We start from the raw sequence: 23,548 nt of genomic DNA on the forward strand, positions 1-23,548 counted from the left end.
CAAACTGGAACACGTTCTAGTCTCTGCGCATGGTCGATGAGATGCGTACCGGAACCCACAACGGCAACCTGATGGTCGCCGCCCTCAAACGGCACCGTGACAAGCCGGTGATGTACCTCGGTGACACCACGCTGACCGGGGGCGAGGTCGCCGAGCAGATGAGCCGTTACGTGCAGGCCTTCGAGTCGCTCGGGGCTGGCTCGGAGACCTCCGGGGCGTTGTTGGCGCTCAATCGTCCCGAGGTGCTGTTCATCCTGGGTGCCGGACAGACGCAGGGCTTCCGGCGTACGTCGCTCCACCCGCTCGGCTCGGCCGACGATCACGCCTACGTCATCAACGACGCCGGCATCACCGTCCTGGTCGTCGACCCCTACTTCGTCGAGCGCGCGGTGGCGCTGTTGGAGAAGTGCCCGAACCTCACCCAGGTGCTCACCATCGGCCCGGTGCCGGCCGAACTGGCGCATGTCGGCACCGATCTGGTCGCCACCGCCGCCACCTTCGACGCCGTACCCCTCGAGGCCAAGACCCTGCCGCCGGATCACATCGTCTCGATCACCTACACCGGTGGCACCACCGGGAAGCCCAAGGGTGTCATCGGAACCTCCCAGGCGATGGCCACGATGGCCCAAGTGATGCTCGCCGAATGGGAATGGCCCGAGAACCCCCGGTTCCTGATGTGCACTCCGCTCTCGCACGCTGGCGCGGCCTTCTTCACCCCCACGGTGATCAAGGGCGGGTCGCTCTACGTGCTGGCGCGGTTCGATCCCGCCGAAGTGTTGCGGACCATCGAGGAGCAGAAGATCACCGCCACGATGCTGGTGCCCTCCATGCTCTACGCCCTGATGGACCACCCGGACTCACGCACCCGCGACCTGAGCTCGCTCGAGACCGTCTACTACGGCGCCTCGGCGATCAACCCGGTCCGGCTGAAGGAGGCCATCGACCGCTTCGGCCCGATCTTCGCCCAGTACTACGGCCAGTCCGAGGCCCCGATGGCGATCACCTACCTGCCCAAGGCCGACCACCTGACCGGTGGAGACGCGCGACTGTCCTCGTGCGGTCGTCCCTCCGCCTTCGTCCGCACCGCGCTGCTCGACGAGGACGGCCACGAGGTCGCGGTCGGGGAGCCCGGCGAGATCTGCGTCGCCGGAAGTCTGCTGGCCGGTGGCTATTGGAACCTGCCCGAGGAGACCGCCGCTACCTTCAGGGACGGGTGGATGCACACCGGAGACATCGCCCGCGAGGACGAGGACGGGTTCTGGTACATCGTGGACCGGACGAAGGACATGATCGTCACCGGCGGCTTCAACGTCTTCCCCCGTGAGGTCGAGGACGTCGTGGCCGAGCACCCGATGGTTGCCCAGGTCGGGGTCATCGGTACGCCGCACGAGAAGTTCGGCGAAGCGGTCACCGCCATCGTGGTGCTGCGTGAGGACGCCCCACGCGACGATGCCTCGATCACCGCCATGACCGCCGAGATCCAGGATTCGGTGAAGGAGCGCAAGGGGTCGGTGCAGGTGCCCAAGCAGGTCATCGTGGCCGACTCGCTGCCGCTGACCGGTCTCGGCAAGCCCGACAAGAAGGCCCTGCGGGCGACCTACTGGACCGGGGACCGCAGCGTCGGTTGAGCTGGGGTCGACGCCGAGGTGGGTGCGTCGGCGGTTGTGCCGCGTCGAGAGTCGAGCGACCGGCGTACGGCAGTATCCAGGCGCAGCCCGCCCCACAACAGCACGAGGGCGACCGCGCCGTCGAGCCACCAGTGATGACCGGTCGCCGACACCACGATCATCGTGATGACCACGTGGAGCAGGAAGAACCACCGCCATCGACTCCTGGTCGCCGCGAAGATCCCGAACGACACCACCGCGGCCCATCCGACGTGGATCGAGGGCATCGCGGTGAACTGATCGGACACGCCGGTGCCGACCTCGCCGTAGACCGAGGGGCCGAAGAGTTCCGAGAGGTCCTGATAGCCCAGATCGGTCAGGTAGCGCGGGGGAGCGACCCGCACCCAGCGGATGGCCAGGCAGCCGGCCGTGAGCAGGGCCAGCCCGTTGCGCCAGTGGGGGTAGTGCTCACGGTGCCGGACGAAGAGCCACACCATGAACGCGAGCAGCGCCGGGACATGCAGGATGCCGTAGTACGCCGAGACGAGCCGCCCGAGCCAGTCGTACTGAAGCACGAACTGCTGCACGGACAACTCCGTGGGCAGGTGGAGGTAGGTCTGGAACTCCACGATGCTGCGGGCTCGTTCGATGGCCCCCTCGTCGTTGCCCAGCGGGATCTGCTTGGCCAGGCGCCACGCGGTGTAGAGCCCTGAGACGAGCGCGAACTCGTAGGCGGCTGGAGCAAGACCTCGAGGATCGCGACCTCGGGAGAGCACGAAGCCGACCAGCACACTCACCAGGGCGCAGACGCCCGCTTGCTCCCAGGTCGGCCACGGCACGACGAAAGTGTCTCAGACGCCGGTGAAGTTCGGCTTCCGCTTCTCCGCGAAGGCGCGGGGGCCCTCCTTGGCGTCCGCTGAGGCGAACACCGCAGCCCCTACCCGGGCGTCGTCGGCCCAGCAGTCGTTCTCGTGCTTGCCTTCGGAGTCCCGCATCGTCTTCAAGATGGCCTGCACGGCGATGGGTCCGTTGGCCGCGATGGCGCTGGCGATCTCGTGCGCCTTGGCCAGGGCCTCACCGTCGGGGACCACGTGACCGATGAGACCGACCTCCTTGGCCTCGGGGGCCTTCATCTGGCGTCCGGTCAGCAACAACTCGGCGGCGACGGTGTAGGGCATCTGGCGAGGCAGGCGCACCGCCGACCCACCCATCGGGTAGAGGCTCCAGCGGGCCTCGGCCACCCCGAATCGAGCCGACTCGCCGGCCACTCGAATGTCGGTTCCCTGCAGGATCTCGGTCCCGCCGGCGATGGCGGGACCCTCGACAGCGGCGATGAGGGGTTTGATCAGTCGGAACCCCTTGAGGAGTCCCTTGATCGTCGAGGGGTCGTACTCCCCGGACTCGAAACTCTCCGACGGCGGCTTCTTCGACATCGACTTCAGGTCTGCGCCGGCGCAGAAGTACCCACCGGCTCCGGTCAGGATGCAGGCCCGTACGTCGTCGTCCTCGTTCACCCGGTCCCAGGCGTCGGACATGATCGCGAGCATCTCTCCGGAGAGCGCGTTGCGCGATTCCGGGCGGTTCATGGTCACCACGAGGGTGTGATCCACCATCTCCACGAGGCAGTGGGGGGCGTTGGGCGCCTCGTCGGAGGGGAGGCTCTGGGTCGACTCATCGTTGCTCATGGTGAGAACGCTAGCGAAAAACAAGAACGTGTTCTAGTCTCGCGTTGTGGCTATGAACATTGCTGACCTCTTCGAACACGCCGTCGATGCCGCCCCGGACAACCCTGCCTTGAAGGTGGGGGACCGGACGGTCACCTATACCTGGTTGGAGGCGGAGTCCAACAAGTTGGCTCACTTCCTCTCCAGTCGAGGGATCGGGTCGGGTGATCACGTGGGGCTGTACGCCAAGAACAGCATCGAGCACGTTGTCGCGCTGCTCGCGGTGCTCAAGGTGCGTGCGGTGAGCGTGAACGTGAACTTCCGCTACGTCGAGGGGGAGTTGAACTACCTCTTCGAGAACGCCGACCTGGTGGGCCTGATCCACGACCGGCCCTACGCGTCCCTGGTGGCCGCCTGCGCCCCGAAGCACGACGCCCTGCAGACCATCATCGCCATCCCCGACGCCATCGAGCCCGCCGACGCCAGCGATGTCTCCGCCTACGACGGGGTGTTGCTCGCCGACGCGCTCGAGGGACAGAGCGAGGCCCGGGACTTCGACGAACGCAGCCCCGATGACCTCCACATCATCTACACCGGTGGCACCACCGGCTTCCCCAAGGGCGTCATGTGGCGCCAGGAGGACTTCTGGCGGGTCCTGGGCGGCGGCATCGACTTCATGTCGGGCGAGGCGCTCGCTGAGTTCGACCAGTCCGAGCAGGCCAAGCAGGACGGCCGGATGACCACTTTCCCGTTGAGCCCGCTGATGCACGGTGGCGCCCAGGCCGGACTGCTCATGCACCTGTTCGCCGGGCACCTGACCATCCTCGAGCCGAAGTTCGACGCGGTCCGCACCTGGGAGATCATCGAGGCCGAGGGTGTGCAACTGATCTTCATGACCGGTGACGCGATGGCCCGCCCCCTGATCGAGGCCTTCGAGGCCAAGGCGGCCACCGGGACGCCGTACGACTGCCCGAACCTGATTGCGATCTCCAGCAGCGCCGCCATCTTCAGCGCCGCCGTCAAGGCTCGCTGGATGGAGGCGTTCCCGAACTCCTTCTTCACCGACTCGATCGGTGCCTCCGAGACCGGGTTCCAGGGCACGGGCCTCCAGGACAAGGACCACATCTCCACCGACGGTCCCGTCGTGGCGCTCGGACCGGCCAGCGTCGTGATCGACGAGAGCAACCAGGTCCTCGACCTGGCCACCAACGTGGGCGTGACCGGCCGGCTGGGCCGCGGCGGCTCGGTCCCCATGGGCTACTACAAGGACCCCGAGAAGTCCGCCCAGACCTTCATCGAGATCGACGGTCAGCGGTACGCCGTGCCCGGCGACTTCGCGCGCATCGAGACCGACGGCAAGGTCACCCTCCTGGGTCGCGGATCGAACTGCGTCAACACCGGCGGCGAGAAGGTCTATCCCGAAGAGGTCGAGATGGCCATCAAGGGCCACCCCGGCGTCTACGACTGTCTCGTGGTCGGGATCCCCGACGAGAAGTACGGCCAGGCCGTGGCCGCCGTGGTGCAGCCCCGTGAGGGCCACAACGTCGAGCTCGAGGACCTGAAGTCCTTCTTGCGGCAGCACTTGTCGGGCTACAAGCTGCCCAAGACGTTGACCCTGGTCACCGAGATCCCCCGCAACGCGACCGGCAAGGCGCAGTACCCCCGCGCCAAGGAGATGGCGCTCGGCAACGCGGAGAGCGTCAAGGCCTGATGCGCACCGACCTGTGCGAGCTGTTCGGGATCGAGTACCCGATCTTCGCGTTCACCCCGTCCGAGCACGTGGCCGCCGCGGTCTCGCGGGCCGGCGGGCTCGGCGTGCTGGGCTGCGTCCGATTCAACGTCGCTGACGAGCTCGACACGGTCCTGACCTGGCTGGACGACAACACCGACGGCAAGCCGTACGGCGCCGACATCGTGATGCCGATGAAGATCCCCACCGAGGGGACCTCGGTGGATCTCGACGCGCTGATCCCCGAGGACCACAAGCGGTTCGTGGACGAGACGCTGCTGAAGCTGGGGGTGCCACCCCTGCCCGAGGGCGAGGGTCGTGACGGGGTCCTGGGCTGGTTGCACTCGATCGCCCGGACCCACCTCGACGTTGCGCTGAAGCACCGTCCGGTGATGATCGCCAACGCCCTCGGCTCGCCGCCGCTCGACGTGATCGAGCAGTGCCACGCCGCGGGGATCCAGGTCGCGGCGCTGGCCGGTGCCGCGAAGCACGCGCTGAGCCACGTGGCCAACGGGGTCGACATCATCATCGCCCAGGGCTACGAGGCCGGGGGCCACACCGGCGAGATCGCCAGCATGGTCCTGACCCCCGACATCGTCGACGCGGTCGGCGCGGATGTCCCGGTGCTCGGAGCCGGAGGTATCGGTTCCGGCCGTCAGATCGCCGCCTCCCTGGCCCTGGGTGCTCAGGGCGTGTGGATGGGTTCGGTCTGGCTCGGCACGTCGGAGTACCGCGAACTCACCGGTGGCATGAGCAGTGACGCCTGGACCACGGCCTTCACGCGGGCCACCAGCAGCGACACCGTCCGGACCCGCGTCTACACCGGCAAACCGGCTCGGCTGCTCAAGACCAAGTGGACCGAGGCCTGGGCCGAGGACGGCGCGCCGGACCCGCTCCCCATGCCGCTGCAGAACTTGCTGGTCGCCAACGCTCACAGCAGGATCAGTGCGGCCAACGACCCCGACGTCATCTCGATGCCGATCGGTCAGATCGTGGGTCGGATGAACGAGGTCCGCCCCGTCGCCGAGGTGATGGCCGATCTGGTCTCCGAGTTCGAAGCGACGACGGAGCGGCTCAACACCTACCGCTGATCGTCAGGGACGCGAGCAGGGCCCCGAGGCAGGAAGTCAGACCGGTTCGGCGGCCAGCGCCTTCCCGATAGTGAGCGCCTGGTCGGTCGAAGAGCCGAAGAGGAACTCGAAGCGCTTGGCCGAGGTGAAGTAGCGGTGTGCCTCCCCGTCCATGTCGATGCCCACGCCGCCGTGGACGTGGACCGTGGTGTGAGCCAGTCGGTGGCCTGCGTCGGCGGCCCACAACTTCGCGGTGGCGACCTCGACCTCGGCCGGCAGCCCTTCGGAAAGACGCCAGAACGCCTGCCACAGGGTCAACCGCTGAGCCAGGACGTCGATGTAGCCGTCCGCGAGGCGTTGCGAGACGGCCTGGAAGGTGCCGATGGGACGACCGAACTGTTCGCGGACCTTGGCGTACGCCGCCGTCAGTTTGAGGGCACCCTCGGTGACGCCGAGCTGCTCCGCCGCCGCGCAGGCGAGGAGCAGGTGGTGCAGACGGGTGACGGTCTCGCCGTCCATGGTGCCCACCAGTTCGGCCGTGGCCGAGGTGAACTCGACCCGGGCCACGAGGTCGAGGTCGCTGCTGTGCTGCTGGACGACGTCGACGCCGGTGGTGGCGGGGTCGACCAGGAATACGCCCACCCCGTCCGGGCCGCTCGCGGTCACCAGGAACCGGTGGGCCACGGTGCCGGCCCGCACGATCGCCTTGGAACCGTTCAGGGCCCAGGCGCCGTCCGACTGCGTGGCGGTGACGGTGGGGCGCGCGGGGAGGTGGGAGCGCTCCTCGGACACGGCCGCGGTCAAGATGAGCTCGCCGGAGGCGACCTGGGGGAGTAGGGCTCGACGTTGCTCATCGGTGCCGCACTCGGCCACGAGGAGGGCGCAGGGCCCGCTGACGGCGAGGGGGACCGGTGCCACGTGGCGACCGATCTCGACCAGCACGCGGGCCAACTCGATGAGGCCGAGCCCGGCGCCGTCGTACTCCTCGGGGACGGCCAGCGAGACGAGACCGGCCGCGGACAGCTCGCGCCACAGGTCGGCGTCGAACCGGTCACCGTTCTGCTCGACCGCCTTGAGGCGATCGTTGGTGGCTTTGTCGGTGAGGATCTGGGTCGCCAGCGAGGCGGCCTCGTCCTGCTCGGAGGTAAAGGTGAAGTCCATGGGAATCTCTCTTCTCGCCGTCAGCGCTTCGCGGCCGGGAGGCCGAGACCGACGTAGCCGATGATGTCGCGTTGGATCTCGTTGGTGCCGCCGCCGAAGGTCATGACCAGCGAGGAGCGGTAGTACCGCTCGAGCCGACCGGCGAGGACCGATCCGTCCGAGGCTCCGGTGATGGTCGCGTTGGGTCCGACGATCTCCATCAGCGCCCGATAGACCTCGGTGGCCAGTTCGGAGCCGTAGATCTTGGTGGCCGAGGCCTCAGCGGGGGAGAGGTCCACCCCGGCGTCTGCGTCGGCGGCCAGCTTCCAGTTGATCAGGCTGAGCGCCTCGATCCGGGCGTGAGCACGGCCCAGGGCGATCTGCACCCACTCGGTGTCGATGACTCGCTGCCCGTCGGGGTTCTTGGTCTGCTGCGCCCACTCACGGACCAGCTTCAACGAATGGATCAGGGGAGCGGCCGAGGTGAGGGCGACACGCTCGTGGTTCAGCTGATTGGTCACCAGGGGCCAACCGCCGTTGAGCTCGCCCACCAGGTTGCTTGCCGGCACCCGGACGTCCTCGTAGTACGTCGCGGAGGTGCCAACACCCGCCACGGTGTGCACCGGGGTGAAGGAGACCCCTGGGGCCTGCGCCGGAACCATGATCATCGAGAGGCCCTTGTGGCGGGGGAGATCGGCATCGGTCCGGCACGCCAGCCAGATCCAGTCGGCGTACTGGATCAGCGAGGTCCACATCTTCTGCCCGTTGATCACCCACTCGTCGCCCTCGCGCACGGCGCGGGTCTTCAACGAGGCCAGATCGGTTCCCGAGTCGGGTTCGGAGTACCCGATGGAGAAGTGCAGGTCCCCGGCGAGGATCTTCGGGAGGAAGTACTCCTTCTGCTCATCGGTGCCGTAGCGCATGATGGTCGGGCCCACCGTGTTCAGCGTGAGGTAGGGGATGGGCACCCCCGCGACGGCCGCGACGTCGGTGAAGATCAACTGCTCGATCATCGAGCGGTTCTGTCCGCCCCACTCCACGGGCCAACCGATGCCCAGCCAGCCGTCCGTGCCGATCTGACGGATGACCTCGCGGTAGACCCCGGCCTCGCCGAACTCGCCGGTGGCCGAGGCCAGACCCGCTCGTCGCTCGGGGGTCACCAGGGCGGTGAAGTACTCGGTCAGCTCCTCGCGCAGTGCGACATGCTGAGGTTCCAGGGCGACGTGCATGCGTGAACTCCTTGAGATCGTTGACGCCAAAACTATAACGTGTTCTTGTTTTGGTCCATGCTTCGTCCACGCCCCGATCAGTCAGGTTCTCCCATGACCGCACCAGCCAGTCCCACTCCGACGACCCAGACCCGCGTGGCCGTGGTGATCGGCGGTGCCTCCGGCATCGGCGCAGCCGTCGCCGCCCGCCTCCGAGCGGAAGGGTTGAACGTGGTCGTGGCCGACGTAGCGCCCGGCCCGTCGAAGGGGGATCCTGCCGCAGACGACCTTGCGGTGGACGTCAGTGACGAGGATTCAGTGTCGCGTCTGTTCGATCGAGTCGTCAGCGATCACGGTCGACTCGATGTGGTGGTGAACAGCGCCGGGGTCAGCACCTTGGGCCTGATCGAGGAGTTGGACGTCGCCGAGTTCCGGCGTGTCGTCGACGTGAACCTGACCGGAGGGTTCCTGGTCCTCAAGCACGCCGGGCAGCGCATGGGTCAGGGTGGTTCCCTCGTGTCCTTGACCTCGCTCAACGCCCGTCAGCCAGGAACGGGTATGGCGGCGTACTGCGCAGCGAAGGCAGGCCTGGCCATGCTCACCGAGGTCGCAGCCCTCGAGTGGGGCGCACGAGGCATCCGCGTCAACGCGGTTTCGCCCGGCTTGGTCATCACCCCGCTGACCGCACCCGCTCTCGACATCCCCGGAATCGAGCAGGACTACTTGGAGAACATGCCCCTGGGCCGGGCCGGGACGGTGGAGGACGTCGCCAACGCGGTGTGGTTCCTCTGTTCTGGTGAGTCCACCTGGATGACCGGCGAGGTCCTGGACCTCAACGGAGGGGCCCACCTCCAGCGCTACCCCGACATCTACGGGCACGTGATGCGGTCCCTCTCCTGAGGGTGCCCACCCAGCGTGGGCGGTCAACGCCGCCCCCATGGGAGTGCCGTGGTCGTCGGGGGGTGCCTGTCACCAATCGGTGCAGCAGCCCTCGGCACAGGCCGACGCCGCGAGACATTGCGATGGGCGGGTCCGACCGTGACTGATTGGCTAGCCCGCGAGTTCGACCGCGTCGTCGAATCCCTGCTCGTAAGCGTCGTCACAGGCCTCACTGTCCGTTCCGGGTGGGCAGTTCACGATTGCTGCCGGCAGGTCCTGGTAATAATCCGTCCCGTCCACGGAGTATCGGACACGTAGGCCTGCGCGCGAACCGATGCCGTCACGGGTGACGCGTGTCCCGATGATCAACAACCCCCCGGCTTCGTCAAGGGTCAACTTGGCGCCTTCTCCGTCGACGAGAGGCCCAAGGGCCTTCAAGGTCGGCGGATAGCGAGGGGTGAGTTGGACGGAACCGAACTTCCGCTTCTTACCCGCGACTTTGAGGCCGGTCATTTCGAAGTACCCATCGCCCCCGATGACTTCGACACTGCGTAGTGTCCCGGCGGCTTGTCCGGTAAGGATCACGCGCACGAAGGCATCTGAGAAGACGCGGCCCTGCTTGAACTCCGTGAGATACACGGCAGGGCTCTGGATCTTGACCGGACCCCCTTGAGTTTCTGTCGACCCCGCAGACCTGTCCGGCCCAAAACAGCCCGCGAGGAGGGTCAGTAGCATCACCAGACCCACGGGCCTGAGCAGTCGTCTTGACCGCCAAGCGTGGAGCAGTGATCGACGTCTCGGACCGGGTGCGCTGCTCAATACCGCATCTCCTTGACCAGCTTCGCGTCTATGGGTGAGCTGTCGTAGCCGCAGATCTTTGCGGGACGCTTGACGACTTTGCCGACGGTGAGTGCCTGACATTCCGCGTCCTTCCGATGTGCGTTCAACGTCACGCCGCCCGTGCTAACGAAGCCGCGCGGGTTCACGGCAGACTCCCGCCCCACGGTCGGCTTCCTGGTGACCATGTCGATATCTCTAGAGCGTTCCCAGCGGCATTAGCGGCTGTCGGCATTGCATCGGCTCCCACCAACGCCGGAGTGGCCGCTAGAAGTGCTAGGACAGCGACGGTCATAGCCGCGCAAGACAAAAATCGGTGCCGTGAATTCGTTTCTCATGAGTGCTCCAGCGTTCGAACGACGGGTACCGGGAATCCCTGGCGCAGAGGCAGCCGTCGCCGAAAACTGAAACTGAAACCGAGAGTGACTCGAACGTATCCCCGAAACTTTGAGGCCCACAAGGGGTAGCACTCCAATTCGGGAAGCGATCGGCTCCACCGTCGTTGCCGTGGCCTCGATGGCCCGACGTGCGCGGCGTGAGAGCCCGGGCCGCGACGGTTTGATCTGTGTGATCGCGTCGGAGCTAGCCCCTGAGCCTGGTTGTCGCGCGTCGTTCAGCAGTCGGTTCGGATGAAGCACCAGGCATCATCAAAGCGGCAGCGCGTCAGATCGCTTCGTCTCATCCAGACCTGTAGGTGCCGTCCACCGTGGAACCAGTCCTCATCAGTAAACTGACGTGGGTTCAGGTCAGCGAGCAGGACGTGACGATCGCCGTCGTTTAAGGGCAGGACCTCACGCAATACCTGCTCGTAGTCGGGGTTCGTTTCGCAGTCGGGGAAGCCTCCGAGTCGCGAGGTGGGCTCCACAGCGACGAAGTCTGGGGACCAGGGATTGCCTTGAAGTCCGTCGTCGCCATCTGAGTCAACCGATGCCCGTTGAATATTCCTGATGTAGGGCCACCAGTTCAGCAGATCCTGAACGCGCTCGTAGCGTTCGAAGTCTTCATCGCTCAGAGAGTCGTTGTCCAAGGGCGACGCGATCGTCGGGGTCACGTCAGCGTTGATGGGCACCGCCGCGAACCGTCGGTCGCCAGGCATGTCGTCCGGCCATGAGAGGAGACCCACCTCTCCTCGCAGCTGTCCCTCGCCATCGTCAAGCCAGCGCAAGGTCCACGCACCTGCCGTCTTGTCGCCGGGGTCCCCTGGAGAGGTGAGATCGTGGAATATCTGCAACACCCCGGTGCCAGGTAGTTCGAGAGCCTCGAAGTCGGGGACATTCATGGCTTCTTCGCTAAGGGCGACTTGTAGTACGTGTGTCAGGACCTTCCCATCCGAGCGTCGTGGCCACTGCGCGTCCGGAGAGCCCACGGGCCTGCCCGCGAACCAAGTCCACGGGTAGTCCAGGAGATCGTCGGTCGCTCCGTATTGGACCAACTGGTGGGCTATCGGCAGGGTCAGCGCCGGCCTGATCGGCATCACGTCCGGAGTGAATTGAACCTCAATTTGCGAGCGGAAGGCATCTTCGTGCTGCAGGGCGAAGAAGGCGTGCGGAGCTAGAGTTTCGCGAACGAAGTCGACGAACCCCACCGAGACAGCGAAGGGCTCCGAAACTCCACGGACCATGTCGCGCAGAGCGTCAAGAACTTCGTCATCTTCTCGGAGTATCCGCTCCAAGTCACCGCTCAGGGCTGAGTAGCGAGATCCTTCCTCGTCATCGCTGAGCAGGCTCTCGAGTTGAACGTGTGCTTCCCAGGCCCCGCTTATTCGCCGAATCTCGTCCTGCACCCGCTACTGCCCTCTCCTTGGCGATCACGCGCGTCGGTCAGCCACCATCCACCACGACCCCACCTCTAGTGAGGATCACTGATCCAGCCGAGTGCGCGTTGCGGAAACTAGGACTGTTGATCCTAGTTGTTCGCCTGACCTTTGGCGCGCCGGCGGTCACGTGGCTCGAAGTTTCTCTTGGCTCTCTCCGCGGATCGACGTGACCTGACCACGTCGGCCTGACACAGTCGCGGCCACCGTGCTGCTGGGCGGGCGGTCAGCGAGACACCGATGGCCCTGCGTCGGATAAAACTGTAACCTGTTCTTGTTTTGCGATTCTTCTTCTTGAGAGGCACACCATGAGCGACGCCACCGGATCCGTCAGGACACTGGACCACGGCACCCCACCCGAGCGCTTCGCCCGTGGGTGGTACTGCCTCGGACTCGCCACCACCTTCTCGGACGGGAAGCCGCACGGCATCGAGGCGTTCGGCGGGAAGGTCGTGGTGTGGCAGGACACCGAGGGCGGACTCAACGTGTTGGACGGCTACTGCCGACACATGGGGGGAGACCTGACCCAGGGCACGGTCAAGGGCGACGAGATCGCCTGTCCCTTCCACGACTGGCGTTGGGGAGGCGACGGCAAGTGCAAGGCGATCCCCTACGCCCGCCGCGTCCCGCTGCGAGCCCGCACGCAGAAGTACCCCACCGCCGTACGCAACGGTCAGCTCATGATCTGGCATGACGTCGAAGGCTCCGTGGCGGATCACGACCTGCTGCCCCCCGAACTGCCCGGCATCGAGACCGAGTACACCGACTGGACCTGGGAGGTCGTGCCGATCGAGAACTCCCACTGCCGCGAGTTGATCGACAACGTCGTGGACATGGCGCACTTCTACTACGTGCACCTGTCCTTCCCCACCGACTTCCGCAACGTGTTCGAGGGCCATATCGCGACCCAGTTCATGGAGTCCAAGGGCCGCCCCGACGTCGCCGGCGGGTACGGCGACGCGGAGATGTTCCTCAAGTCCGAGGCGACCTACTACGGGCCGAGCTACATGATCAACTGGCTCCTGGTCGACTACAAGGGCTTCGAGACCGAGGTCGTGCTCATCAACTGCCACATCCCCACCGGGCCCGACTCCTTCACCCTGCAGTACGGCATCGCGGTGAAGAAGCCCGAAGGACTCGACGAAGCCACCACGAAGTTCATCAGCGACAAGTACGCCGAGATGTTCGGCAGCGGCTTCTTGCAGGACGTGGCGATCTGGAAGAACAAGGTGCCCGTGCAGAACCCGTTGCTGTGCGAGGAAGACGGACCGGTCTACCAACTGCGTCGGTGGTACGAGCAGTTCTACGTCGACGCGGCCGACGTGAGTCCCGACATGACCGACCGTTTCGAGTTCGAGGTCGACACGACCAAGGCCAACGAGTACTGGCGCGAAGAGGTGGCACAGAATCTCGCTCGCAAGGCCGAGGAGGACGCGGCCGCCGCCGCGTCGACTTCCGCCTGATGGCGTCGTTCGTCCCGACCGACGAGGAGACTCTCGAGGATCAGCGGCTCTACACCCGGGCGCGGCTCACCGACGTGGCCTGCCTGGATTGTCTGGTCACAGTCGGGGTCAAGAAGAACAGCGAACAGCACACCTCCATCCAGTGGAGCGACGCTGCGCGACAGGGTTGTCCCGAGTTCGCGCGGATGGACCAGGCGCCCGGTGGGCGTGCGGTCCGCGCGGCCTGTTCTCGCCTCGCAGCCAGCATCGACGCCGCAGTTCGGGACGGCGCTCTCGCCATCGGAGCCCAGGACGGATACTGACCCCACCATGACTACTTCCTCCTTCGAACTCACCGTCCGTGAGGTCACCAAAGAGACCGCGGACGCGCACTCGATCACCTTCGACGTCCCGGACGGACATGCAGCGGACTTCGCCTTCAAGGCGGGCCAGTTCCTGACTGTGGCCGTGCCCAGTGACCAGACCGGGGTGGCTGCGCGGTGCTACTCATTGTCCAGTTCGCCCCTGGACACCGAGGCGCTGACCATCACCGTCAAGCGGACCGTCGAGGGGTATGCGTCGAACTGGATCTGTGACGGGGTCCAGCCCGGCGACCGCCTGCGGGTGCTTCCCCCCAGCGGCATCTTCACCCCCGCCTCGCTGGACGCCGACCTGCTGCTCTTCGCAGGAGGGAGCGGCATCACGCCCATGCTCTCCATCACGCGCACCGCGCTGGCGCAGGGCACCGGCCGAATCGTGTTGTTCTACGCCAACCGCGACGAGAACTCCGTCATCTTCGCTGACGCCCTGAAGGAACTCGCTGCCGAGCACCCCGAGCGACTGCGCGTGGTGCACTGGCTGGAATCGGTGCAGGGCCTTCCGAACGCCGCGCAGATGTCGGCCTTCGCGGCCGATCACCTCTCCTACGACGCGTTCGTTTGTGGACCGGCGCCGTTCATGAAGATGACGACGACGGCGTTGAAGGGCCTGGAGTTCCCACGGGAGCGACGTCACCAGGAGAAGTTCGTGTCGTTGGGCGGCAACCCGTTCGGCGATGACGTGGCCGTCGTGGAGGCGGAGACCGAGGCCGCCCCAGAAGCCGATCGAGAAGCAGGTCCACCGGCCCGTCTCGAGGTTGAACTCGACGGAGAGCACCACAGTTTTGACGACTGGGATCCCACCAGCACCATGCTGGACTTCCTGGAGTCGAAGGGGGTCAAGGCCCCCTACTCCTGTCGCGCGGGGGAGTGCTCGGCATGCGCTATCCGCCTGATCGAGGGCGAGGTGACGATGCAGTTCAACGACGTACTCGATGACGAGGACCTCGCCGATGGCATCCGCTTGGGCTGCCAGTCCCTTCCTGCCGCCGAGGTCGTCAAGGTCAGCTATTCCTAGGTCCGACCGGCGCGCCGAACGGGACTGATCGAATTACTTTGGTGTAGTTCATCGATGTCTGTTGTGTTACGGGTGTGACTGGTGTGATTCTGGTGCCGGCTTCGCGGGTCCTTGCCCCCACTTCCCCGAACGGCGCGCGGCCATCCCCCGTCGACCGACTTCGAAGGAGACCGCCGTGGCTTCCCCCACGACAGGCCCACGCACGTCTCGCCTCCTGTCCCACCTGACGACCCTGCTGCTCCCCATCGCGCTCGCGGTGGCGATGTTCGGTGCGCCCGTCGGTGGGTCGCTTGTCGGCTCCACGGAACCGGGATCGGTCGGCGCCACTGCAGCGCCCCTGCGACTCGTCGCTGGGACGAACCCGTCCCCGACCCTGCGCACCTTCACGCTGAACATCTGCTTCTGTCTGAACAAGACCAAGGCCCGCGACGACCTGCAGAAGGCGATGCGCACCCTGGGCGACGTCGGAGGCTTCCAAGAGATGTCGCAGCCCGAGGACCGCGCGTCGTTGATGGAGGTCGCCAATGCCGAGGACTGGGGCTGGTACATGCCCACCGACGGGGGAGAAGCCATCCCGATCGTCTGGGATCGTCAGCGCTTCCGCCTGATCGAGGGCAAGACCGTCAAGGTTCACGGCCCGGAGAACGGGGTGACCCCCAGCCGCTACATCAACTCGGTGCGGTTGCGTGAGTTGTCGAGCGGGAAGGTGTTCGGCTTCATCAACACCCACGTGATCTCCGGCGCCTCGCGGGATGCCCAGCTGTCCAACATGAAGCGGATCCCACGGCTACGCCTGCACCTGGAGCTCCTGCGCGGTGAGATCAAGCGACTGTTCACGCAGACCGAGCATGTCTTCATCAGTGGCGACCTCAACGTGAACTATCTCGCCGACCGGCGACGCAAGAACCCCGGACTTCCCACCGACCGCCTCGGTGATCTGGTGAACTTCGATATGCCGAACGAGGGGTCGTGGAAGCCGACCTCACTGCTGGACTACGGGATGACGATGAAGAACGACGGTGGGCTCCAACGCACCGGCGCCGCCATCGTCAAGGGGTTCAACTCCGACCACAGCGCCATCGCCTTCACCTACCGGGTGCTCGACCTCTTCGAAACCGGTCCGGTCCTCAACCGTCCCGACGGCAACGGGTACGACAAGCGCCGGGTCCTGGACCGCGTCGTACGGGCGGTTCAGGGAGCCGAGGGTGGCGCCACGATCAGGGTGGCCACTGCCCGGTTGGGTTACACGCCGCTCTTCCGGGCGTTGCGTGACGCCCACGCACGGGGGGTCAACGTACAGATCGTGCTCGGTGACGCAGAGTCCAGCCGTCAAGAGGTGTCGTTGCTCGAGATCCTCGGCGCCGACCGGTCCAGTTCCTCGTGGATCATGCGGTGCGCCGGCAGTTGTCTCGGCGGTAACGGCGAGACCTCGACGAACTTCGTCACCGTGGACGCCACCAACGGGACCCCCGATCTGACCCTGGTGTCCTCCACCGCCTTCACCGGCTCCAGCAAGAGGCGGTGGACCGACGTCTACCGCAACTCCTCGAGCAAGTACTACGCCGGTTTGAACCGCATCTTCACCCGCCTCGCGGCCGACACCACCGACAACGCACCCCGGCGCCGGGTCCGGTGGGGCAATCACCGCACCCAGCTCTACCCCGTACCGAACGTCGAACGCCGCGACCCGGTCCTGATGGCGCTCGAAGAGGTCGGCTGCACGCGGGCGCGTGGTCTGCGCACCGGGGACGGCCGCACCAACGTCCGCGCGGTGGTCGGACAGTGGGCCAACGGTCGTGGCCGACGGATCGCCACCGCTCTCGCCGACCTGAAGCAGGATGGTTGCGACGTGGCGATCGTGGCTGGACCCAACGTCAAGAACGGCATTCGCAGGATCCTGGAGCGGGCCGGAGTGCCCGTTCGCACCGCCTCGGTGGAGCAGAACCTGCTCGTCATCGACGGGCGGATCGGCAAGCGTCGCGGTTCGCGTCTGGCCCAGGTCGGGGGACCGGCGTGGACCACGCGGGGACTGGGCAGCGACGGCGCCGAGGTGATGAGCCGCGACAAGGGTGCGGTGAGCGCCTACCTCGACGGTTTCAGCTCGGCCTTCCAACACGGCTGATCCCATCTGCGAGGGTCGGTCGATCGGTCGGGAATGTCTGACCGATCGGGTGATGTTGGCTCGAGTCCGAGACTTCGGCCTGCTGGTCGTGCTTGGATTTGGTTGAAGCCAACCCCCAGGTGGTTCGGAACACCCCCCCACGTCACATCAGGTGACGCCGGTTCCGATGCCACCGTGTGGAGAGGAGGGGTCATGCTTTCCGTCCTCATCGTCATCGGACTGTTCGTGCTCGCCTGGCCGGTCGCCCGCGGAGCCTCACGCCCCGCATCCCGCACCAACCACCGGCGCAAGGCGGAGCGACGGGCACGCTATGTCGCCCGGAACCCCCACGAGGTTGACCTCGGCGACATCCGCCTGATGTTGCGTCGCGGCGGGCTCAACGCGGATCAGATCGACTTCGTGGCCACCCGTGCCACCGAGATGGGGATCGGACCGTTCACCATGTTGGTGTGGCTCAAGCGTTTCGACGCCCCGGCGTTGGCCACGGTGATCGCAGCCGACCTGTCGCACGACACGCTGATCGCCCACGTCTCGAACGGCACTGTTCCGGACCTGGACGGGTTGGAGGTCTTCGCCGAACTGAACGGGTTCGGGTTGGTGCCGGCCCCGACGAAGTGGGCCATGGAGAACGGCGTACCGGTCACCATGGAGACCCTCGGGATGTTCGACGAGATCGTGCCGAACGACGAACGCCCCCCGGGCAGAGACGACTTCGGTGCTGCTTGATGGGCCTGTTCGGCGCCCTGCTCGATGCGGTCCTTCCCCCACGGGAGAGCGCCCGACGACTGCGTGCCGTGGCGGACGATCCTGCCTCGGCCACGGCCGACGACATCGCGATGCTGCTGCTGGCTCACGGCGTGGGGGAGATCAAGGTGCTTGCGGTCTGTGACTACCTTGCCCTGACCGATATCGCCCCCAGCGTGGTGTGGGTCTGGGTCCTGGAGTTCGACGGGACCGAACTGTCGAAACTGCTGGCGTCCGACCTCACCCAGGCAGCGATCGTCGAACACCTCGAGCGTCGTACCCGCGCGTGCTACCGTGCGGCGTGAAATCGGACACACCTGACCACGTGGCTATCACCGCGTCCGTCACCGTTCGCGCCCGGAGCGTGGCCCTCTTCTTGGCCGGCTTCGCCGTCGCGTTGACCGTGAGCAGCTACGCCATGCACCTGGTCACCCGGGCGGCCGACATCGACACCATTGCCGCGCTGGACGTGGGCGACGAGGTGAGCGTCTCCACGTGGTTCCAGAGTCTGTTGTTCCTCGCCTCGGCCGTGGTGCTACTGATCGGTCGAAGCCGGGCCGCGGCATCGGGGACCCGGACCTGGGGCTGGTCGAACCTGGCGGCCGTCATGGTCCTGCTCTCGATCGACGAGGCCGTATCCCTGCACGAGCGGGCCGGGTCCGCGTTGCGCGAACTCCTGGACACCGGCGGTGTCCTCTATTATATCTGGGTGCTTCCCGCTCTCGCATTCGTGGCCCTGGTCTCGGCGGTCCAGTTCCGCTGGTGGACCGACTTTCCCTCGCGGACCCGCATGTGGTTGGGCCTGGCTGCGGTGATCTTCGTCGCCGGTGCCGCCGGGCTCGAGCTCGCTGCCGGCGTGGGCGACGAGGTCGACGGCACCGCCAACATGCGGTCCATCACCTTCAGTGCCGCCGAGGAGTTCATGGAGATGGTCGGCCTCTCCATCTTCGTGTGGGCCATCCTCGACCACCTACGTGGCCACGTCACCGAACTACGAGTGGCCCGCACCTAGTCGGATCCCCTCGAGGTCAGAGGCGGCTCACCAGCCCCGTTCGCGCCACTGCGGCAGGGAGTCTCGTTCCGCGCCGAGGGTCGAGTCGCCGCCGTGACCGGGGTAGAACCAGGTGTCGTCGGGAAGGCGGTCGAAGACCTTGCCCTCAACCTCATCGAGCAACTGCACAAAGGCCTTGTCGTCTCCGAAGGTGTTGCCGACTCCGCCTGGGAAGAGGGAGTCGCCGGTGAACAGGTGCGGATGGCCATGGGGTGAGGGGTCATCGAACAGGAGTGCGATGGAGCCGGGTGTGTGGCCGGCCAAAGCGATGACCTCGAGTTCGGTGTCGCCCACGGTGATGGTGTCGCCGTGGTCGACCCGCCGAGTCACCTCGACCCCCGTCTGCTCGGTGATCGCGCCCGCGTCGGGGGTCCCGGCGATCACCTGCGCCCCGGTGGCCGCGACGACCTCGGCGAGGGCCCGGTGGTGGTCCCAGTGTTGGTGAGTGGTGATCACCTGGGTCAACCCGGCGTCCCCGATGAGAGCGAGCAGGGTCTCGGGTGCCGCGGCCGCGTCGATGAGGACCTGTTCACCGCTGGTGCGGCAGGTCAACAGGTAGGCGTTGTTGGCCATGTCCGGGTCGACGGACACCTTGGTGATGCGTACAGAGGTCAACTCGCGCACATGCGGCTCGCCGCCGACCTGCACATCGCCGGTATAGGTCTTCGTCTCTCGATCCATGGCTGAAGTCTGCCGGATCACAGTCAAGCGCTGCGCATATGGTCCGGGAAGTCCCGATCACCGGCCCCCTGACACACTGGTGGCTGCGCGCGTCCCCCCGCCCCTCGGATCTTGTCAAGGGTTAGCATGGGGAACACATGTTCGAATGTGGCCGCAAGAACCAGCATCGAGCGAATCAGGACCGAACGAGGGATAGTAGGAATTGTCGTGATCGAAGAACTCATCGTCCGAGGGGCTCGGGAGCACAACCTCAAGGACGTCTCCATCGATCTGCCGCGGGACTCGCTGATCGTGTTCACCGGGCTGTCGGGTTCCGGGAAGTCCTCGCTGGCCTTCGACACGATCTTCGCCGAGGGTCAACGCCGCTACGTCGAGTCACTCTCCGCCTACGCCCGACAGTTCCTCGGGCAGATGGACAAGCCGGACGTCGATTTCATCGAAGGTCTCTCCCCAGCGGTGTCGATCGACCAGAAGTCGACGTCGAAGAACCCTCGATCGACCGTCGGCACCATCACCGAGGTCTACGACTACCTCCGGCTGCTCTACGCCCGCGCCGGCCGGCCGCACTGCCCGACCTGCGGGGCACCCATCGAACGGCAGACCCCTCAGCAGATCGTCGACAAGATGATGGCCTTCGAGGAGGGCACCCGTTTCCAGGTGCTCGCCCCGGTCATCCGCGGACGCAAGGGCGAGTACGTCGAGCTCTTCCGTCAGCTCCAGACCCAGGGCTTCAGCCGTGCCCGGGTCGATGGGGAGACCAACACCCTCGACGCGATCCTCGACGGGGAGAAGCTCGACAAGCAGAAGAAGCACACCATCGAGGTGGTGGTGGATCGGCTGGCCGTCAAGGAGTCCGCGAAGCGGCGGCTGACCGACTCGGTGGAGACGGCGCTCAACCTGGCTGGGGGCCTGGTCCTCTTCGACTTTGTCGATCTGCCGGCCAAGGACCGGGATCGCGAACTGCGGTTCAGCGAGAAGATGGCCTGTCCCAACGAGCACTCCATCGACACCGACGAGCTGGAACCACGCTCGTTCTCCTTCAACTCACCCTTCGGTGCGTGCACGGTCTGTAGCGGCCTGGGCACCCGGATGGAGGTCGACCCCGAACTGGTGGTTCCCGATCAGACGGCGACGCTGGGGGAGGGGGCGATCCAGCCGTGGAGCCAGGCTCACGTGGCCGACTACTTCCTGAAGTTGATGTCCGCCCTCGGAGAGGAACTGGGCTTCGACCTCAACACCCCCTGGGAGAACATCACTCCGGCCGCCCAACGGTCCCTGCTGGACGGTCACAGCACCAAGGTCCACGTGGTCACCCGCAACCGCTACGGCCGCGAACGCGCCTACGACGCCCAGTTCGAAGGGGTCCGCCGCTACGTCGAACGCCGCCACCGCGAGGCCGAGTCGGACACCAGCCGGGATCGTTTCGAAGGCTTCATGCGTCAGGTCCCCTGCCCCGCCTGCCGGGGAAGCCGGTTGAAGCCGGTCTCCATGGCCGTGCTGATCGGTGGCAAAAACATCGCCGAGGTCTGCGCGATGCCGATCAACGAAACGGCCGACTTCCTGAACAACCTGGAGCTGACCGATCGTGAGAAGCAGATCGGTGAACGCGTCCTCAAGGAGATCCAGGAGCGGCTCAACTTCCTGCTCGACGTCGGCCTCGACTACCTCTCGCTGAACCGGCCCTCGGGGTCGTTGTCCGGTGGTGAGGCGCAACGCATCCGCTTGGCCACCCAGATCGGTGCCGGCCTCGTGGGGGTCCTCTACGTCCTCGACGAGCCGTCGATCGGGCTGCACCAGCGCGACAACCACCGACTGATCGAGACCCTGGTGCGGCTCAAGGATCTGGGCAACACCCTGATCGTCGTCGAGCACGACGAGGACACCATCCGTCAGGCCGACTGGGTGGTCGACATCGGACCCGGCGCCGGCGAGCACGGCGGCCAGGTGGTCCACTCGGGGTCGGTCCAAGGACTGCTCGATCACCCCGACTCCCTGACCGGCCAGTACCTCTCCGGTCGCCGGGAGATCCCGGTTCCCGAGAGCCGGCGCCCCCGCACCAAGGGTCGGGAGCTCACCGTCCACGGCGCCCGGGAACACAACCTGGACAACGTCGACGTGTCCTTCCCCCTCGGCCTGTTCGTCGCAGTCACCGGGGTGTCCGGGTCCGGCAAGTCGACCCTGGTCAACGACATCCTCTACACCTCCCTGGCCAAGCAGCTCTACCGCTCCCGAGTGGTCCCCGGACGGCACCAGAAGATCACCGGCCTGGAGCACGTCGACAAGGTCATTCACGTCGACCAGTCCCCGATCGGTCGTACGCCGCGCTCGAACCCCGCGACGTACACCGGCGTCTTCGACCACGTCCGCAAACTCTTCGCGGCCACCCCCGAGGCCAAGATGCGGGGTTACCTCCAGGGCCGGTTCTCCTTCAACGTCAAGGGCGGCCGCTGCGAGGCGTGCTCGGGTGACGGGACGCTGAAGATCGAGATGAACTTCCTGCCGGACGTCTACGTGCCGTGCGAGGTCTGTCACGGGGCCCGCTACAACCGCGAGACGCTCGAGGTCCACTACAAGGGCAAGACCATCGCCGAGGTCCTCGACATGCCGATCGAGGAGGCCGTCGACTTCTTCGCCGCCGTGCCCGCGATCGCGCGCCACATGAAGACCCTGGTCGAGGTCGGGCTGGGCTACGTGCGCCTCGGTCAGCCGGCCACGACCCTCTCCGGTGGGGAGGCGCAGCGCGTCAAGCTCTCTGCGGAACTCCAGAAGCGGTCGACGGGACGCACGGTCTACGTGCTCGACGAGCCCACCACCGGCCTGCACTTCGAGGACATCCGCAAGTTGCTGCTGGTCCTGGGGCGTTTGGTCGACCAGGGCAACAGCGTCCTGGTGATCGAGCACAACCTCGACGTCATCAAGACCGCGGACTGGCTGGTCGACATGGGGCCCGAGGGCGGTTCGCGCGGTGGCCTGGTGGTCGCCGAGGGGACTCCCGAAACGGTTGCCGCACACCCCGACAGCTTCACCGGTCAGTTCCTGGCCCCACTGCTGAAGGGACGCGAGGCCAAGCAGCCGACCCGGATGCGGCCCGCGGCCGAGGCCCCTGTCGGACGGTTCTCACCGCTGAAGGCCGCGCCGAAGCCCGTCAAGAAGCCCGCGAAGAAGCGCCCGGCGAAGAAGACGGCGAAGACGTAGGCACCCGAGCCGACCGGTGCCCCCGTAGGCTCGAATCTCGAGTACCTCACGACCAGAGGAGTCCACCGGTGACCGCTCAACCGTTGAGTCGACGGCGCGCCTTAGGCGCAGCGGCCGGCGTCGGTGTCGGCCTGCCCGCGTTGGCCGCGTGTGCCGGAGAGGACCCGGCTCCGTCCGGGGACACCCAGGACACCCAGGACACCCCGGACGCCCCGGTCGAGGGCGGCGCGCTGACCACCGTGGGGGATGTGCCGATCGGCGGGGGAGTCATCCTGGGCGAGACCGAGATCGTGGTCACCCAACCCACCAAGGGCGACTTTCGGGGGTTCTCGGCGATCTGCACGCATCAGGGCTGCATCGTGCGGGAGGTCACTGAGACCATCGACTGCTTCTGTCACGGGGCGAAGTACTCCCTCGAGAGTGGGGAGCCCGTGTCGGGACCCGCCAACGTCGCCCTGGCCCCTCGCGATCTACGCATCGAGGGCGACGACATCCTGCTCGTCTGAGTCCGTTCGTCCCACCCACCCATCCGACCAACCCGGAGCGCCCATGACCCACCCCATCAATCCGCTGACCTCCCGTCGCATCGTCTTCCAGGGACTCGGCGCGCTGGGCGTCGCCGCTGCCCTGGCCGGCTGCGGGGGAGGCGGGGAGAGCGCGCCTGCTCCCTCGGCCGGGACGTCGTTGGCGTCCACCAGTGAGGTGCCCGTGGGCGGCGGCGTCATCTTGTCGGACCAGAAGATCGTGCTCACCCAGGCCATCGAGGGGGAATTCAAAGCCTTCACCGCCGTGTGCACGCACTCGGGCAACACCGTGACCGGGGTCAACGACTCGACGATCGAGTGCGACTTCCACGGGAGTCGTTTCGATGCGGCGACCGGCGCGGTCCTTAAGGGCCCGGCGAACGATGCCTTGGCGGAGATCGCCATCACCGTCGACGGCGACCAGATCCTGTCCGCATGACCGTCGGC

General features: G+C 66.3%; 22 protein-coding genes. 14 read left to right on the forward strand and 8 right to left on the reverse strand.

All coding sequences use genetic code 11. The features are described 5' to 3' along the window. The first annotated feature begins 29 nt into the window (after positions 1–29). A complete protein-coding gene (gene fadD8 / locus ACYVLV_RS05585) occupies positions 30–1,628 on the forward strand; it encodes a fatty-acid--CoA ligase FadD8 (protein WP_460808332.1) in 1,599 nt (532 codons plus the stop codon). Here fadD8 and ACYVLV_RS05590 read toward each other — a convergent pair. Beyond that, a complete protein-coding gene (locus ACYVLV_RS05590; protein WP_460808333.1) occupies positions 1,598–2,446 on the reverse strand; it encodes a phosphatase PAP2 family protein in 849 nt (282 codons plus the stop codon). The genes fadD8 and ACYVLV_RS05590 overlap by 31 nt on opposite strands. Positions 2,447–2,458: 12 nt before the next feature. Next, complete coding sequence (locus ACYVLV_RS05595; RefSeq protein ID WP_460808335.1) at positions 2,459–3,292, reverse strand: crotonase/enoyl-CoA hydratase family protein; 834 nt, start codon at positions 3,290–3,292, stop codon at positions 2,459–2,461. A 52-nt stretch (positions 3,293–3,344) separates the two neighbouring features. Here ACYVLV_RS05595 and ACYVLV_RS05600 point away from each other — a divergent pair, with 52 nt between their 5' ends. Beyond that, positions 3,345–4,982 carry an acyl-CoA synthetase gene (locus ACYVLV_RS05600; RefSeq protein ID WP_460808398.1) on the forward strand — a complete coding sequence of 546 codons (1,638 nt, stop codon included), beginning with the start codon at positions 3,345–3,347 and terminating at the stop codon, positions 4,980–4,982. Continuing rightward, a complete protein-coding gene (locus tag ACYVLV_RS05605; protein ID WP_460808337.1) occupies positions 4,982–6,091 on the forward strand; it encodes an NAD(P)H-dependent flavin oxidoreductase in 1,110 nt (369 codons plus the stop codon). The genes ACYVLV_RS05600 and ACYVLV_RS05605 overlap by 1 nt, the downstream gene beginning before the upstream one ends. 36 nt (positions 6,092–6,127) lie before the next feature. On the opposite strand, the gene ACYVLV_RS05610 is transcribed toward ACYVLV_RS05605, so the two are convergent. Next, on the reverse strand, positions 6,128–7,231 hold the full coding sequence (locus tag ACYVLV_RS05610) for an acyl-CoA dehydrogenase family protein (protein WP_460808338.1): 1,104 nt from the start codon (positions 7,229–7,231) through the stop codon (positions 6,128–6,130). A gap of 20 nt (positions 7,232–7,251) precedes the next feature. Continuing rightward, a complete protein-coding gene (locus tag ACYVLV_RS05615) occupies positions 7,252–8,439 on the reverse strand; it encodes an acyl-CoA dehydrogenase family protein (protein ID WP_460808339.1) in 1,188 nt (395 codons plus the stop codon). A 93-nt stretch (positions 8,440–8,532) separates the two neighbouring features. On the opposite strand from ACYVLV_RS05615, the gene ACYVLV_RS05620 reads away from it, so the two are divergent. Further along, positions 8,533–9,318, forward strand: coding sequence for an SDR family NAD(P)-dependent oxidoreductase (locus ACYVLV_RS05620; RefSeq protein WP_460808340.1), 786 nt, complete (start codon positions 8,533–8,535; stop codon positions 9,316–9,318). 150 nt (positions 9,319–9,468) lie between these two features. On the opposite strand, the gene ACYVLV_RS05625 is transcribed toward ACYVLV_RS05620, so the two are convergent. From ACYVLV_RS05625 to ACYVLV_RS05635, 3 genes are all read right to left on the reverse strand, one after another. Then, positions 9,469–9,936 carry a hypothetical protein gene (locus ACYVLV_RS05625; protein WP_460808341.1) on the reverse strand — a complete coding sequence of 156 codons (468 nt, stop codon included), beginning with the start codon at positions 9,934–9,936 and terminating at the stop codon, positions 9,469–9,471. 176 nt (positions 9,937–10,112) lie between these two features. Then, entirely contained in the window at positions 10,113–10,322 is a 210-nt protein-coding gene (locus ACYVLV_RS05630) for a hypothetical protein (RefSeq protein ID WP_460808342.1), read from the reverse strand. A gap of 425 nt (positions 10,323–10,747) precedes the next feature. Then, a complete protein-coding gene (locus ACYVLV_RS05635; RefSeq protein ID WP_460808343.1) occupies positions 10,748–11,917 on the reverse strand; it encodes a DUF1963 domain-containing protein in 1,170 nt (389 codons plus the stop codon). A 338-nt stretch (positions 11,918–12,255) separates the two neighbouring features. On the opposite strand from ACYVLV_RS05635, the gene ACYVLV_RS05640 reads away from it, so the two are divergent. The 7 genes from ACYVLV_RS05640 (at position 12,256) to ACYVLV_RS05670 (ending at position 18,662) form a co-directional block, all read left to right on the forward strand. Continuing rightward, the gene (locus ACYVLV_RS05640; RefSeq protein WP_460808344.1) at positions 12,256–13,410 is read left to right on the forward strand and encodes a Rieske 2Fe-2S domain-containing protein; all 1,155 of its coding nucleotides are present in this window, start codon (positions 12,256–12,258) and stop codon (positions 13,408–13,410) included. Next, entirely contained in the window at positions 13,410–13,712 is a 303-nt protein-coding gene (locus ACYVLV_RS05645; RefSeq protein WP_460808345.1) for a hypothetical protein, read from the forward strand. Before ACYVLV_RS05640 ends, ACYVLV_RS05645 begins: the two co-directional genes overlap by 1 nt. A gap of 7 nt (positions 13,713–13,719) precedes the next feature. Continuing rightward, complete coding sequence (locus tag ACYVLV_RS05650; protein WP_460808347.1) at positions 13,720–14,784, forward strand: 2Fe-2S iron-sulfur cluster-binding protein; 1,065 nt, start codon at positions 13,720–13,722, stop codon at positions 14,782–14,784. 175 nt (positions 14,785–14,959) lie between these two features. After that, positions 14,960–16,906, forward strand: a complete 1,947-nt coding sequence (locus ACYVLV_RS05655) for a hypothetical protein (protein ID WP_460808349.1) — start codon at positions 14,960–14,962, stop codon at positions 16,904–16,906. 192 nt (positions 16,907–17,098) lie between these two features. Then, positions 17,099–17,632, forward strand: coding sequence for a hypothetical protein (locus tag ACYVLV_RS05660; RefSeq protein ID WP_460808351.1), 534 nt, complete (start codon positions 17,099–17,101; stop codon positions 17,630–17,632). Then, positions 17,632–17,955, forward strand: coding sequence for a hypothetical protein (locus tag ACYVLV_RS05665; RefSeq protein WP_460808352.1), 324 nt, complete (start codon positions 17,632–17,634; stop codon positions 17,953–17,955). The genes ACYVLV_RS05660 and ACYVLV_RS05665 overlap by 1 nt, the downstream gene beginning before the upstream one ends. A gap of 20 nt (positions 17,956–17,975) precedes the next feature. Then, positions 17,976–18,662, forward strand: coding sequence for a hypothetical protein (locus tag ACYVLV_RS05670; RefSeq protein WP_460808353.1), 687 nt, complete (start codon positions 17,976–17,978; stop codon positions 18,660–18,662). Between the two features lie 27 nt (positions 18,663–18,689). Here the strand turns inward: ACYVLV_RS05670 and ACYVLV_RS05675 are convergent, their stop codons facing one another. After that, positions 18,690–19,382, reverse strand: coding sequence for an MBL fold metallo-hydrolase (locus ACYVLV_RS05675; protein ID WP_460808354.1), 693 nt, complete (start codon positions 19,380–19,382; stop codon positions 18,690–18,692). A 207-nt stretch (positions 19,383–19,589) separates the two neighbouring features. On the opposite strand from ACYVLV_RS05675, the gene uvrA reads away from it, so the two are divergent. The 3 genes from uvrA (at position 19,590) to ACYVLV_RS05690 (ending at position 23,540) form a co-directional block, all read left to right on the forward strand. After that, positions 19,590–22,577, forward strand: coding sequence for an excinuclease ABC subunit UvrA (gene uvrA, locus ACYVLV_RS05680; RefSeq protein WP_460808355.1), 2,988 nt, complete (start codon positions 19,590–19,592; stop codon positions 22,575–22,577). Positions 22,578–22,645: 68 nt separating this feature from the next. Further along, positions 22,646–23,083, forward strand: a complete 438-nt coding sequence (locus ACYVLV_RS05685; RefSeq protein ID WP_460808356.1) for a Rieske (2Fe-2S) protein — start codon at positions 22,646–22,648, stop codon at positions 23,081–23,083. A gap of 43 nt (positions 23,084–23,126) precedes the next feature. Further along, the gene (locus tag ACYVLV_RS05690; RefSeq protein WP_460808358.1) at positions 23,127–23,540 is read left to right on the forward strand and encodes a Rieske (2Fe-2S) protein; all 414 of its coding nucleotides are present in this window, start codon (positions 23,127–23,129) and stop codon (positions 23,538–23,540) included. Positions 23,541–23,548 lie beyond the last annotated feature (8 nt).

The sequence above is a fragment of the Nocardioides salsibiostraticola genome, from assembly GCF_054783655.1.